The sequence below is a fragment of the Kribbella deserti genome (genome assembly GCF_042434725.1).
Lineage (GTDB): Bacteria > Actinomycetota > Actinomycetes > Propionibacteriales > Kribbellaceae > Kribbella > Kribbella deserti.
Genome location: NZ_JBHLTC010000009.1, coordinates 57,713 through 70,101 on the forward strand (window position 1 = coordinate 57,713; position 12,389 = coordinate 70,101).

A 12,389-nucleotide genomic window follows, 5' to 3' on the forward strand; every position below is an offset into this window, starting at 1 on the left:
CATTTTGGGGCAGACTGGTAGCCATGGCCGATGTCACCGAACGCATGCTGGCCCTGCTATCCACCTTGCAGACCGGCCGTCGCTTCAGTGGAGAAGAGCTGACGCAGCGGCTCGGGATCAGCCCGCGCACGTTGCGCCGGGACGTGGACCGCCTCCGCGGCTACGGCTATCCGGTGGAAACGCAGCCCGGCCCGGGTGGGTTCTACCGGCTCGCCGCTGGGCGGACGATGCCGCCGCTCGTGCTGGACGACGACGAAGCGGTCGCCACGCTGCTGGCCCTCGCCGCGCTGGCCGCCACCGGGCCCGCGGCCGGAGGTGCCGGCAGCGGCGGCGGGCAGGACGCGAGCGGCGGGATTGATGACGCTGCGACCCGGGCGTACGGCAAGCTCGACCAGTTCCTGCCCGCGCGGTTGCGTCCGCGCGCGACGTCCATCCGCGCCAGCCTAGAGACCAGTCCGCAGCACGCCCCGAACGTCGCCGCCCGCCAACTCGGTCTGGTCGCGGAGGCCATCGCTCATCAGGAAACGATGACCTTCACCTACACGAACGCCCGCGGCGAGACGGCCGCGCGACGGGTGGAGCCGTACCGGCAGGTGCACCACCTACTGCGCTGGTACCTGCTGGGCTGGGATCTCGACCGTGACGACTGGCGGGTCTTCCGTCTCGACCGGCTCACCGACGCGCTGCGCACGGGCCGTCGCTACCAACCCCGGCCGCTGCCGGCTGATTCGGCGCTGGAATACCTGCGCCAAGGCCTGAACCTCGGCAAGCAGCGAGTTGACCTGCGCATCCACGCGCCGGCCACGGATGTCATGGATGCGCTGAAGTTCCAAGACGCCGAGATTCACTCGGCAGGTGACGAGCACACCGACGTAGGCCTCGCGCTGGATTCCTGGCAGTGGCTGGTCCTCAACCTGGCCTGGCTGGACGCCGATTTCGAGATCCTGACCGGTGCCGATTTCGCGACCGCCTGCCGAACTTTCGCCCGCCGCCTGCTCGCCGCGACGGCGGAAGAGGCCGAAGGATAACGCGGTCCGCGGCGCACTGTCCGGTTCTCTCGCAAACCTCTAACGTCCTGGTCGGCCGATACCGAACCTGATGCTTTCGGCCACTATTGTCACCGTCGTTGAAGTGCGAAAGCCCGGCGTGCGACGGAGGTAGTTGATGAGGTGGCGGCACCCCGGCCAGCTGGTGGTGGCGGGGTTCGCGGGCGTGACGCTGATCGGCACGGTGCTGCTGATGTTGCCGATCGCAACAACCGCGGGCCAGTCGACCGGCATGGTGTCCGCGCTCTTCACCGCCGTCTCGGCGTTGTGCGTGACCGGGCTGGTCGTGGTCGACACCCCGACTTACTGGTCCGGTTTCGGCGAAGGCGTCGTGCTGGGGCTCATCCAGATCGGCGGGCTCGGCGTCATGACGCTCGCCTCGGTGCTCGCGCTGCTCGTGGCCCGGCGCCTCGGCATGCGCCTGCAGCTGTCGGCCCAGGCCGAAACGAAGGCGCTCGGCCTTGGCAACGTACGGCAGGTGGTGTGGGGTGTGATCCGGCTCAGCCTCACCGTTGAGGCCGTGATCGCGATCCTGCTCGCCTTGCGGTTCGGCCTGCGGTACGACGAACCGTGGCCGCGCGCGATCTATCTCGGGGTTTTCCACGCGATTTCGGCGTACAACAACGCGGGTTTCGCGCTTTTCACCGACAGTTTGATCGGCTTCGCCACCGACCCCTTCATCTGCGTACTGATCATGGCCGCCGTCATCATCGGTGGACTGGGATTTCCCGTCATCCTGGAGGTGCTTCGGCGCACGCGCCGGGCGCGGCGTGGCCGGCCATGGTCGCTGCACACCCGGATCACCCTCGCGACGTACGGCGGTCTGCTCGTGCTCGGGGTGATCGCGGTGACGCTCGCCGAGTGGCGCAACCCGGCCACGCTCGGGCCGATGAACGTGACAGAGAAGCTGCTGGCCGGGACTTTCCACGGCGTCATGCCCAGAACGGCCGGCTTCAACAGCCTGGATGTGGCGCAATTCGAACCGGCCACGCTGTTGCTGAACGACGTGCTGATGTTCATCGGTGGTGGCAGCGCCGGGACCGCGGGTGGTATCAAGGTGACCACTTTCGCGCTGCTGGCGTTTGTCATCCTGGCCGAGATCCGGGGTGAGCCGACGGTCCACGTGCTGAACCGGCGACTGCCCGGCGCCGTACAACGTCAGGCTCTCACCGTTGCGTTGCTCGGTGTCGGCGCGGTCATGATCGGCACGCTCACGCTGCTGGCGATGACGTCGTTCCGGCTGGACGACGTGCTGTTCGAAACGGTGTCGGCCTTCGGCACGGTCGGCCTGTCCACTGGTATCACCGCGAAGATCCCCGCCGCGGGACAACTCGTCCTGGTCGCGCTGATGTTCATCGGCCGCCTCGGACCCATCACGATGGCCTCGGCGCTCGCGATCAGGGAACGCCCGCGCCGCTACGAACTACCTGAGGAGAGACCCGTCGTTGGCTGACTCGAAACGCTCCAACCAGACCGCACGCGTGGTGGTGATCGGCCTCGGCCGGTTCGGCAGTTCGCTGGCTCGCGAGCTGGCCCGCGGCGGGTACGAGGTGCTCGGTATCGATGCCGATCCGCGTCGGGTGCAGTCCATCTCCGACGACCTTATGCACGCGGTCGTGGCCGATACCACCGACGAGGAGGCGCTGCGCCAGCTCGACGTACCCGAGTTCGAACGGGCGGTTGTTGCCATCGGCAGCAATCTCGAGGCCAGCATCCTGACCACCTCGTTGCTGGTGGACTTCGGCATCCCGCACATCTGGGCGAAAGCCACCAACCGGCAACAGGGCCGCATCCTGGAACGCATCGGCGCGCACCACGTCGTACTGCCCGAGCACGACATGGGCGAACGGGTGGCCCACCTCGTCACCGGACGCATGCTCGACTTCATCGAATTCGAGGACGACTACGCCATCGTCAAGACGCTCGCGCCCGTGCAAACGCATGACGTGGCGCTGGGGGAGAGCCGGCTGCGCACGAAGTACGGCGTGACCGTGGTCGGAGTGAAACGGCCCGGCGAAGGCTTCACCTACGCGACCGCCGAAACGATTGTCCGCCGTGGCGACGTACTCATCGTGGCCGGGAAAACCGCCGAGGTGGAGGCCGTCGCGAATCTGCAGTGACTCATCGTTGGTGCTGCGCGCCGGTTGCTCCGTACGGCGGCGTATGGTGCTCGCGAGGAGGCGTGCATGGTTCGGGTGTGCGGACTGCAGGAGGTTTGGGACGACGGCGAGCGCAACCTGGTGGGCTGGTTAGCCGATGAGCTCGGCTACCACTGGGCGTTCGCGCCCTCGCCCGCGCCGGAGACCTGGCAGCGGCGGAACGGCGAATGGGGTACGGCGTTCGGAAATGCGGTCCTCAGTCGTTGGCCGATCTCCGAGCAGGCTGTCACGGACCTATCGGGTGACGACGGACGGACTTTGCTGTTCGCGCGGATCGATTCGCCCGGTGGGCGGCTTCCGTTCTTCACCACCCATCTGACGTCCACGGTGGGCGGATCGCCGGCACGCTGCGCGCAAGTACGGCAGGTGTGCGAGGTGATTGCCGTCAACTCACCGGCCGGCGGGTATCCAGCGGTACTCACGGGTGACCTGAACGCGGAACCGGATTCGGACGAACTGCGCTTGCTGGGTGGTCACAAAACTGCTCCACCCGTGCCGGGGTTGGTGCTCATCGACGCCTGGCGGTACGCCGATGCGGGTGATCCCGGCTTCCCTTGGCAGCGCCGGAATCCGTACGTGGCGGCGACGCTGGAACCGGACGCGCGGGTCGACTATGTACACGTCGGTCTTCCGGCCGGTGGTGGTGTTGGCCACGTCGAGTCCGTTCGGCTGGTCGGGGACGAGCCGGTGGATGACGTGTGGGCCTCGGACCACTCCGCCGTACTCGTTGAGCTTGCCGATCGCCGGGATTGAGTGGCGCCGTACGGTAGCGTACGGGGATGGGATTGTCACGGGACGACTGGACGCAGGCCGGCCTCAAGGCGTTCGGCGAGGAAGGCCTGGCGGGGCTGGCGGTTGAGCCTTTGGCCCGGCAGCTCGGTACGACCAAGGGCAGCTTCTACTGGCACTTCGCGGATCGTAACGACCTCATCCGGGCCACGTTGCAACGTTGGGAGGACGAGGACACCACCGCGGTGATCGCGGCGACCTCGGCGCTCGAGGATCCACGCGAGCGCCTCAAAGCCCTGGCGGAACGGGCTTTTGGTGACGCCCTCCGGCTCGGCTTCGATGCCGCGGTGCTCGCCGCCGCGGCCGATCCGCGGGTCGAGCCCGTACTGATCCGGGTGACGCGGAAGCGGCTGGACTACATCGTGCGGCTGTACCGCGACCTGGGGCTGGCCAAGCGCGACGCGGAGCGGCAGGCGCGGATGACGTACAGCCTGTTTCTCGGCATGAGCCAGCTCCGGATCGCGGAAGGTGCTCGGCGGCCGGGGCCTGCCGAGGCGCGTCGGTCGGTTGCTCATGTGGTCGAGACCTTGTTGAGTTCGGCCGGCCTGGAGTAGTCCGCCATACGGAGGAGTATGGTAGCTTCCATGCGCAACCGTATGGAGCTGTCGGCGGGACTGTCATGGCGGAGCCGGTTGACCCGGTGGCTGCCTGGGTTGACGATCGGGCTGGGCGTCATCCATCTGGGTTGGGTGGTGGCCGATCTGCCGGAGGAGATCCGGGCGATGCTGGCCGACGGGTTTGTCGGGGCTTCGAACAACGACTCGCGCGACTTCGCGACGTGGTTCTTCATCGGCGGGTTGGTGCTGTTGATGCTCGGGTCCACCATGCGCTGGACGATTCGCCACAGCGGTGAGGTGCCGGCTGTGCTGGGGTGGTGGATTCTGGGGATCGGCCTGTTCGACACCTTGCTGGAGCCGGACGGTGGTGGTTATGGGCTCGCGCTGCTGGGCGGTCTCGTCCTTCTGGCTCGTCCGGTTCGGCCTGTCCGGTTGTAGGTCTTGCTTGTACGCCGGTGCGGTGGCTCGCGTAGTTATGGTTGCGTGAGGCAACGACGGAAGCGGGTGTAGTCGTCGAAGTGGCGCACGGGCTCGAATCCCGCGCGTTGCAGCATCGCGACGCTGGCGTTGTTGCCGTGGCTGACTCCGGCGTACACGTCGGTGGCATCGAGCGTTGTTCGGGCGTAGTCGAGGAGCGCAAGGCAGGAGATGGTTGCGAGACCGCGACCGCAGGCGTTTGCGGCCAGCCAGTAGCCGAGCCCGTACTTCGGCGGATCGACCGGTAGTAGCTCGATCGTGCCGCACAGCAAGTTGCTTTCGTGAATGCCGAAGTTCAGTGGCGGGTCCGACGGCTGTGCGAGGTGTGCGGCGATCTGGGTGCGGGATTGTGCGACCAGGTCGGTGTAATTGCCTATTCGCGTCAGGTGTTCGGCGTTGTTCTGAACGAGCTGGTGGTATTCGTCGGTGTCCTTTGTCGTCAGGGCCTTCAGTACCAGGCCCGCTCGCGAGGTCGGGATGTCCACCCTCCCATCCTCCCTGGCTCTCGCTGTCTGGTCACCCCAGTTTCCAGCCTTCCGCCCCTTGCCGACCGTGGCGATTCGTACCGGCCTGTGGTTTCCCGCAGTTGAGGTCTGCGGAAAACCGCATTCCGCCGACCTTGCGTCGACACTAGTGTGAGTGCATGAGCGAACCCGGCAGTGGAGGCGGAAAGGTAGTGCAGCAATGGGATGCAACGACACCTGGCGTGCTGCGCCTGCCATCAGGCCGACCGGTCCGCGGCCGCGGCCTGCGCAAAGGGCTGCCACCGGGCCAAGAGCCAACTCTGGGCATCTACCTCTTGGGCAAAACCCCGCCTCCAGTCAGCTGGGAGTCCCGCTGGATCCGCTGGCCAGACTTCCGGCTCCCTGCAGACCGGCTGGAGGCACGACGGATCATGACGGAGGCGCTGGAGCGACTAGCTGACGACCGAGTCGAGTTCGCCTGCGGAGGCGGCAAAGGCCGAACCGGTACAGCCCTAGCCTGCCTCGCGATCCTCGACGGCCTCCCAGCAAGCGAAGCCGTAGCTTTCGTCCGTACCCACTACAACCGCCACGCCATCGAAACCCCTTGGCAAAAACGTTTCATCAACACCTTCTAACGCCGGCCCGGCTCCCTCGCCCTGCCCCTCCACCACCGACCGCCCTCCTCGCCTTCACCACCTCCCGATCCCACAAACCCGCCGCCCACTGGTGGTGTGGCGCAAGCCGATGAACGACGTGCCGTTGAGTCGTGCCGGGCGTGCCCTGAACCTCGTGCCGGCGTGCGCCTGGACCGCCGGCTTTTTGTAGCCGTGCCATCTGGTCACCTGTCCCACCTCGGTGAGCCATTGAAGTGGAGTTGATAGGCAAGTGGCGACTTGCATATGATGCGGCTGTGGCAGAGGATGTGTTCAAGGCGCTGGCCGATCCGACTCGCCGGCACATCTTGGATGAGCTGGTGGAGCGGAACGGTCAGACCTTGTTCGAGATCTGTGCCCGGCTGGTGTCCAAGCACGGGTTGAGCCTGTCGCGGCAGGCGATCAGTCAGCACTTGGCTGTATTGGAATCTGCTGGACTGGTTCGTTCGCGGCGGGAGGGGCGGTACAAGTTCCACGACCTCGACACCGAACCACTCGAGGTCATCGTCACCCGTTGGCTTGAGCCCGCCGAATCCGATCGGCCCGACAAGCGCGATCGGCGCGGTCAACCCGACCGACCTGAGTGACTCGGTCGGCCTGACAAGCGCGATCGGGTCGGCTGGCCGAGACGGTTCGGCTGACCCGGGTGGGTCACCGACCTCGTGGGTGCGGCTGACACTAGGTCGGTTCATTAGGCCGGTTGGTTCGAGCAAACTAATTGGTCCGGCAGGCCGGGTGGGTCTGGGCGGGCCGAGGAATGGAGATAGGGCATGAGAATTCACTTGACCAGTGTGTTTGTGGACGACCAGGACAAGGCGTTGCGGTTTTATACCGAAGTGCTGGGGTTTGTGAAGAAGACCGAGGTTCCGTTGGGGGAGGACCGTTGGCTTACGGTGGTTTCGCCGGAAGACCCTGATGGCACTGAACTGCTGCTTGAGCCGAGCGGTCACCCTGCGGTCAAGCCGTACAAGGCGGCGTTGGTCGAGGACGGTATCCCGGCTGCCTCTTTTGCGGTTGAGGATGTCGCTGCGGAATTCAAACGACTTCGCGAGCTCGGGGTCACTTTCACCCAGGAGCCGCTCGAGATGGGTCCGGTTACCACCGCGGTTTTCGATGACACTTGCGGCAATCTCATTCAGATCGCCCAGAGCAAGTAGCAGCCCTGCGTGCGTGTGAAGACCCCGGGAGCTGGAGCTCGGGGCCTTCGCACGTGTGGAGTCAGGGTGAGGTGAGGGAGGCGTAGTCCGACGCTTTGAGGGGGTCGGTGGTTAGGGCGCCGTCGGCGAGGAGAGCCTCTACTGGTGCGCCGTCGCGGATCAGGCGTACTTCGTCGACCGATGCGAGGTCGGTGATCGACAGTACGATCTGGCCGACCGCGAGCACGTTCTCCGTCGCGGAGCGGCCTTCGGTATCGCCTGCCAGTTCAAGGTCCACTCGTTGGCCTTGGTGGGCGACGACTCTCAGTTGCAGCCCGGGCGGTAAGGCCGACGCGATGGCACGGCTTCGCTCGAGATCGTTGGGGCCCTCGGTGAGCAGGCGCAGTACGGACGCAAGGCGCTCGGACGTTGGTTGCTTAGGCGCGTTGCGGCGGAGGCGGACGAGGCGGTCGTCGCGTACGAAGTAGACCGTCACTGGGGAGGTGGCGGGGTCCGACGTATTCGGGGTGGATGGCGAGTCTGTCGCGCCGCTGTGCAACTGGCTCGGTACGGCGGAGGGATCGATCCCCACCGGCTCGTCCTGTCCCGGCACCCCGCAAGCCGTACCCGCAATGAGCATTGCCACGAGCACCACCCCGCCCCACCACCGCCGAACCGCACTCCCGCCGCCCTTACCCGCGCTGCCTTCGCTCATGACAGGGCCGTGGGGAAGCGGACTACGAAGCGCGCGCCGCCGGTGGGGTGGTCGGTGCACCAGACGGCGCCTTGGTGGGCGGTGGCGGTTTCGGCTACTAGGGCTAGGCCTAGGCCGGTTCCGGAGGAGGAGCCGCGGCCGGTTCGGCCGGTGGCGAAGCGGTCGAAGATGCGTTCGCGCTCTTGAAGTGGAACGCCCGGGCCCTGGTCGTCGACCAGGATGACGGCGTCGCCTTCGGCGCGGGTGACGGTGACCGCGGTAAGGCCGCCGCCGTGGCGATCGGCGTTTTCGAAGAGGTTGCGGAACAACCTGCTGAGGCGGGCTTTGTCGCCGCGGATGCGTACTGGCTCGTCGCAGGTCAGCAGCTCCGGCTCGTGGCCAACCTCCGCGAGAACATGCGAAAGCAGTACGTCGACCTCGAAGGACTCCTGGGTGCCGTTGTCGAGCCCGGCGTCCGAGCGGGCCAGTTCGAGTAGATCGTCTAGTAGACGCCGGAACCGGTCGAGGTCGGCGGTAATCAGATCGAGGGCCTGACGTGACCGGGGCTGCAAATCCGCTCGACGGGCGTTGAGCAGGTCCACGCTTGCTACGAGCGTCGTAAGCGGCGAGCGCAGTTCGTGGCTGACATCCGCCGCGAGCCGGGCGTCACGAACGATTCGCTGCTGCAGGGTGTCGACCATGCTGTTGAACGAGCCGACGATGGTGGCGAGTTCAGGGTCTCGGGTTTCCGGGAGCCGGGTGTCGAGGCGTCCGGCGGCAATAGCGGCGGCGGTTCCGGCAACCCGGTTGAGCGGTACGACGACGGCTCGGCTGGCCCAAGCGCCGAGGCCCGCTCCAGCCGCGGTGGCTAGTAGAGCTCCGCCGATCAGCACGACGCTCAGTAGGCGCAGAATCGCCTCAAGCTCGCTCAGCGGCGCCAACTCGTAGAACTCCGCTTCGACGGATGGGAGGTGCACCCCGACCGCGAGAACAGGCCCGGCGGCAGTATGGAGGCGTTGCGTGGCGGCTCCACCTGACGCGATCTTCAACCGCAGCGCCTCCGGGACCGTCTCCCGGCCACGTTCGAGCGAGGACGCGTACCACCGGTTTCGCCACTTGAGCACGACCGTGTTGTCGGCGGGAGCACCAGCGGCCGTAAGAATGGCGGAGATGTCGGCGTCGGCGGATTCCAGCTTGCGGCGAACGAAATCGGCGTCGGCGAACGCCTGGTGCTGGACCGTTCGCTCGCGCTGGGAGAGCAGGTAGTTCCGGGACAGCTCGTACGTGCTGATCGCGAAGATCGCCGGCACCAGCAGGGAGATCGCCGCGATGGCCAGGATCAGCCGATGGCGGAGTCCGAGGGAGCCGGCCACGAAGGTCATATCGGGTCGACCCGATAACCGAGGCCCCGCACGGTCACGATCAGGCGCGGGTGGGACGGATCGCGCTCCACCTTCGTCCGCAGGCGGCGGATGTGTACGTCGACGATTCGCTCGTCGCCGTAGAACCCGTGCTCCCAAACCGAGGCCAGCAGCGCTTGGCGGCTGAGCACCCGGCCCGGTACCTGCGCCAGCTCGGACAGCAGGCGGAACTCCGTCACGGTCAGATGCAGATCGCTGCCGTCGAGCCGTACGGCGCCTCGGGAGCGGGACAGGACCAGACTGCGGCGCGGATCGGAGTCGAGTACGACGTCGGGCTCGGCCGCCTCGGCGCCGGTACGCAATCGCCGTCGCAAGGCGCGCAGCCGGGCGGTGATCTCCTTGATCTGGAACGGCTTGGTGACGTAGTCGTCCGCGCCGGCCTCCAGACCGGCGACGATGTCGTGCGTGTCCGACCTCGCGCTCACCACCACGATCGGGATATCGCTGAAGCGCCGTACCTCGCGAATGCAGGTGTAGCCGTCGATCTCGCCGAGCATCAGGTCGACGATCATCAGGTCCGGCATGGCCCGATGGACGTGGGCCAGCGCGGTCTCACTGTCGGGCGCCTCGTGCACCTCGTAGCCCTCGTCTTCGAGGGCGAGCCGCAGGACCGCCCGGATCCTGTCATCGTCCTCGACGACCAGAACTTGCAGTGGCATCCGCCCATCGTCGCAAACCCGCTTCGAACGTGTCGGCCGAGGGTGATCTCGTCATCTGATCGTAAAGAACCGGCCCGAACGAACTCAAAGTCCGGCGCCGACGCTGGAGGCCAGGTATTTCGAGGTCGGAGGCACCCGTCATGTCGCACACCATTCACAGCCCGTTGCCGCAAAAAGCGATCGTGACCGTATCGAACGAACTCCTGGCCGATGGCCTGTCCGCGTTGCGCTGGCGGCTTCGAGATCTGGTCATGGGCGGCGTGTGCCTGGTCGTGGTCGACATCTCCGACGTGGAACAAATCGAGTCGACGCTGCTGGCCGCGTTGCTCGACACCCATCGGGTCTGCCGGCAGCGCGGTGGTGGCGTCGTGATCCGCCACGCCGACCGCAAGGCCGCCGATCTGCTGCACCGGACCGGCCTGGACCGGGTCTTCGAGGTGGAAGACGAGTCGTGACCGACGGAGACCAGTCGTCCCACCGCAACGAACCACCACGACCACCCGAGGCGGATACCGAACGGAACGAGTCGACGCCTGCCGATCGTCCCGTCCACGACACCGCCGACACAGCGGAAGACGGCGTGGAAATGATCGAGTTCGCCGCGCACACGGCGTACCTCGATCCGCTCAGTGGCGCCGGCCTGTTGCTCATCCCACCACCTCGCGACGATCTGGTGCTCCCTGCGCCCCGTGAGTTCGGACGCCACGGTAGGGAGCCGAAGTCGCTGCACCGGGCCGACTGGGAGTACGCGCTGGGCGAGCTCGAGCGACTCGGCTGGATCATCTTCGACGACGAGAACGGAGTACCGGAGGTGGCCGGTACGAGCGCGGACGGGCGGCTCGCCCTCTGCCTGTTCGGCGACTCGGCGGTGGTGCGCGAACCGAGCCTGGTCGAGATCGCGCGATCTCTCTCGGCACTGCGCCGGGCCGCGAACATCGGGCGGCCGTGATCGGTGGTCCGTGCCCACCGCAGCCACCGGGCTCACCGAACTGACCGCAACCACCGAATCCACCCGGCTCAGCGGTCCGTCATCTTGGTCGGCGGGTTGTACTCGACCCTGGCGGCAACCGGGTTCGTGCCAGGCGCAACGTCGTCCTCGGTGGCGCTCAACCTCCTTCACCTGGTTCTCGGCCTCTGGGCCTTCGTGGCGGCACGGCAGCAACGCACCTCGATCGAGTACCTCATCGCCAACGGAGTCATCTCGTTGAGCATGCACGTGTACGGCGCCTCGCCGCTGGCCGAACTCCTCGCGTGGAGTCCCCCCGCTCGCTGGATGCACCTGGCGCTCACCGGCCTGACGATCACCCTCGCCGTTAGGTCGATCGCCCACCACCGCGACGACCGGCCGAACGACGACCAGCTGCACGGACCGCGCGAACGAAACCCGCATCGCTAGGTGCGTCTGCCAAGCGGTCCGCGTCGATCGGCCTAGGATCGCCGTACCGGGCACCGGAATCGGTGTGTGAGGCCGGCCCGTCTAGCGAGCGTCGAGACAACTCGACCCGGTTTGAGGAGTGGTCCATGTCGAAGATCAATCCGGTTCTGGTGGCAGTCGCGGCTCTGCCGTTGGCCCTGACGGCGTGTTCGGGCGGCTCCGACAGCGGTAGCGCCCCCGCGCCGACGACGAGTTCTACGCCGACGGTCACGCCGAGCCCAACGCCCGCGCCATCGGTCACGCCGACCCCAACGCCCGCGCCATCGGTCACGCCCACCCCGACTTCAACCGCGCCGCGTACTGCCGCGCAGCTGACGAAGGCGCTGATAGAACTCAAGGATCTGCCTTCGGGGTTCTCAATCGAGACCGACGAAGATGGTGATGACGATGTGAAGCTCGCGTCCAAGGATGCCCGCTGCGCCCGGCTGGTCACCCTGATGAACGCGGACGCCCTGCCAGGTTCGAAGGCTTCGGCTGAGCGATCGTTCTCAGGCGGCCAGGAAGGGCCATACATCGACGAGACCCTTGACGCGTTGGGATCGGCGCAGGCTGTTACCGCCTTCCAGAAGTCCCTCAAGAGCGCGATCGGCTCGTGCCGGACGATCACCGTCACGATTCCGGACGAAGGCAGTTCGCCGGTGCAGGTTCGTGAGGTCTCGGCCCCCGTCGCCGGCCAGAACCCGGTGGCGGTCCGGCTCACCGCGACGGGCGGTCCGCTCGCGGGCCTCGAACTGACCATGGTCAGCACGGGGGTCAGTGACGTGGTGCTGGGCCTGACGTTTGTGGCCGCGTTGCCGGACGACGTCGACGGCGCCACCGAAACGGCCGTGGAAAAGGCGACAAAAATCCTCGGTGCCAAGACCGGCGCCTAACCGGCTTGCGGAGGGCGTTGAACGGGT

The 12,389-nt window shown here is 66.7% G+C and carries 17 protein-coding genes; 13 read left to right on the plus strand and 4 right to left on the minus strand.

Annotated elements, in window-relative coordinates:
* The first annotated feature begins 23 nt into the window (after positions 1-23).
* The 6 genes from ACFFGN_RS08420 to ACFFGN_RS08445 all read left to right on the plus strand — a co-directional run bounded on the left by ACFFGN_RS08420 (position 24) and on the right by ACFFGN_RS08445 (position 4,989).
* The gene (locus ACFFGN_RS08420) at positions 24-1,028 is read left to right on the plus strand and encodes a helix-turn-helix transcriptional regulator (protein WP_380044852.1); all 1,005 of its coding nucleotides are present in this window, start codon (positions 24-26) and stop codon (positions 1,026-1,028) included.
* A gap of 136 nt (positions 1,029-1,164) precedes the next feature.
* Positions 1,165-2,499: a TrkH family potassium uptake protein gene (locus ACFFGN_RS08425; RefSeq protein WP_380044854.1), complete on the plus strand. Its 1,335-nt coding sequence runs from the start codon at positions 1,165-1,167 to the stop codon at positions 2,497-2,499.
* Positions 2,492-3,166: a potassium channel family protein gene (locus tag ACFFGN_RS08430; RefSeq protein WP_380044855.1), complete on the plus strand. Its 675-nt coding sequence runs from the start codon at positions 2,492-2,494 to the stop codon at positions 3,164-3,166. Before ACFFGN_RS08425 ends, ACFFGN_RS08430 begins: the two co-directional genes overlap by 8 nt.
* A 66-nt stretch (positions 3,167-3,232) precedes the next feature.
* A complete protein-coding gene (locus tag ACFFGN_RS08435; RefSeq protein WP_380044857.1) occupies positions 3,233-3,958 on the plus strand; it encodes an endonuclease/exonuclease/phosphatase family protein in 726 nt (241 codons plus the stop codon).
* 26 nt (positions 3,959-3,984) lie between these two features.
* The gene (locus ACFFGN_RS08440; protein WP_380044859.1) at positions 3,985-4,548 is read left to right on the plus strand and encodes a TetR/AcrR family transcriptional regulator; all 564 of its coding nucleotides are present in this window, start codon (positions 3,985-3,987) and stop codon (positions 4,546-4,548) included.
* A gap of 30 nt (positions 4,549-4,578) precedes the next feature.
* Positions 4,579-4,989 carry a DUF6463 family protein gene (locus ACFFGN_RS08445; RefSeq protein ID WP_380044860.1) on the plus strand — a complete coding sequence of 137 codons (411 nt, stop codon included), beginning with the start codon at positions 4,579-4,581 and terminating at the stop codon, positions 4,987-4,989.
* A 35-nt stretch (positions 4,990-5,024) separates the two neighbouring features.
* Here the strand turns inward: ACFFGN_RS08445 and ACFFGN_RS08450 are convergent, their stop codons facing one another.
* Positions 5,025-5,513, minus strand: a complete 489-nt coding sequence (locus tag ACFFGN_RS08450) for a GNAT family N-acetyltransferase (RefSeq protein ID WP_380044862.1) — start codon at positions 5,511-5,513, stop codon at positions 5,025-5,027.
* 158 nt (positions 5,514-5,671) lie between these two features.
* Here ACFFGN_RS08450 and ACFFGN_RS08455 point away from each other — a divergent pair, with 158 nt between their 5' ends.
* The 3 genes from ACFFGN_RS08455 to ACFFGN_RS08465 all read left to right on the plus strand — a co-directional run bounded on the left by ACFFGN_RS08455 (position 5,672) and on the right by ACFFGN_RS08465 (position 7,302).
* Positions 5,672-6,127 (plus strand): protein-tyrosine phosphatase family protein, encoded by a 456-nt coding sequence (locus tag ACFFGN_RS08455; RefSeq protein ID WP_380044863.1) that lies wholly within the window; start codon positions 5,672-5,674, stop codon positions 6,125-6,127.
* 275 nt (positions 6,128-6,402) lie between these two features.
* Positions 6,403-6,732 carry an ArsR/SmtB family transcription factor gene (locus ACFFGN_RS08460; protein WP_380044865.1) on the plus strand — a complete coding sequence of 110 codons (330 nt, stop codon included), beginning with the start codon at positions 6,403-6,405 and terminating at the stop codon, positions 6,730-6,732.
* A 183-nt stretch (positions 6,733-6,915) separates the two neighbouring features.
* The gene (locus ACFFGN_RS08465) at positions 6,916-7,302 is read left to right on the plus strand and encodes a VOC family protein (RefSeq protein ID WP_380044867.1); all 387 of its coding nucleotides are present in this window, start codon (positions 6,916-6,918) and stop codon (positions 7,300-7,302) included.
* A gap of 61 nt (positions 7,303-7,363) precedes the next feature.
* Here the strand turns inward: ACFFGN_RS08465 and ACFFGN_RS08470 are convergent, their stop codons facing one another.
* Genes ACFFGN_RS08470 through ACFFGN_RS08480 form a run of 3 tightly spaced genes read right to left on the minus strand, consistent with a single transcriptional unit; the run spans position 7,364 to position 10,055 of the window.
* Positions 7,364-7,996: a GerMN domain-containing protein gene (locus tag ACFFGN_RS08470; protein ID WP_380044869.1), complete on the minus strand. Its 633-nt coding sequence runs from the start codon at positions 7,994-7,996 to the stop codon at positions 7,364-7,366.
* Positions 7,993-9,357, minus strand: a complete 1,365-nt coding sequence (locus ACFFGN_RS08475) for a sensor histidine kinase (protein ID WP_380044871.1) — start codon at positions 9,355-9,357, stop codon at positions 7,993-7,995. The genes ACFFGN_RS08470 and ACFFGN_RS08475 overlap by 4 nt, the downstream gene beginning before the upstream one ends.
* On the minus strand, positions 9,354-10,055 hold the full coding sequence (locus tag ACFFGN_RS08480) for a response regulator (RefSeq protein WP_380044873.1): 702 nt from the start codon (positions 10,053-10,055) through the stop codon (positions 9,354-9,356). The genes ACFFGN_RS08475 and ACFFGN_RS08480 overlap by 4 nt, the downstream gene beginning before the upstream one ends.
* A 182-nt stretch (positions 10,056-10,237) precedes the next feature.
* On the opposite strand from ACFFGN_RS08480, the gene ACFFGN_RS08485 reads away from it, so the two are divergent.
* The 4 genes from ACFFGN_RS08485 to ACFFGN_RS08500 all read left to right on the plus strand — a co-directional run bounded on the left by ACFFGN_RS08485 (position 10,238) and on the right by ACFFGN_RS08500 (position 12,362).
* The gene (locus tag ACFFGN_RS08485) at positions 10,238-10,510 is read left to right on the plus strand and encodes an STAS domain-containing protein (protein ID WP_380044875.1); all 273 of its coding nucleotides are present in this window, start codon (positions 10,238-10,240) and stop codon (positions 10,508-10,510) included.
* On the plus strand, positions 10,507-11,004 hold the full coding sequence (locus tag ACFFGN_RS08490; protein ID WP_380044877.1) for a hypothetical protein: 498 nt from the start codon (positions 10,507-10,509) through the stop codon (positions 11,002-11,004). Before ACFFGN_RS08485 ends, ACFFGN_RS08490 begins: the two co-directional genes overlap by 4 nt.
* A 150-nt stretch (positions 11,005-11,154) precedes the next feature.
* Positions 11,155-11,451, plus strand: coding sequence for a DUF4383 domain-containing protein (locus ACFFGN_RS08495; RefSeq protein ID WP_380044878.1), 297 nt, complete (start codon positions 11,155-11,157; stop codon positions 11,449-11,451).
* A gap of 125 nt (positions 11,452-11,576) precedes the next feature.
* Entirely contained in the window at positions 11,577-12,362 is a 786-nt protein-coding gene (locus ACFFGN_RS08500; RefSeq protein WP_380044880.1) for a hypothetical protein, read from the plus strand.
* Positions 12,363-12,389 lie beyond the last annotated feature (27 nt).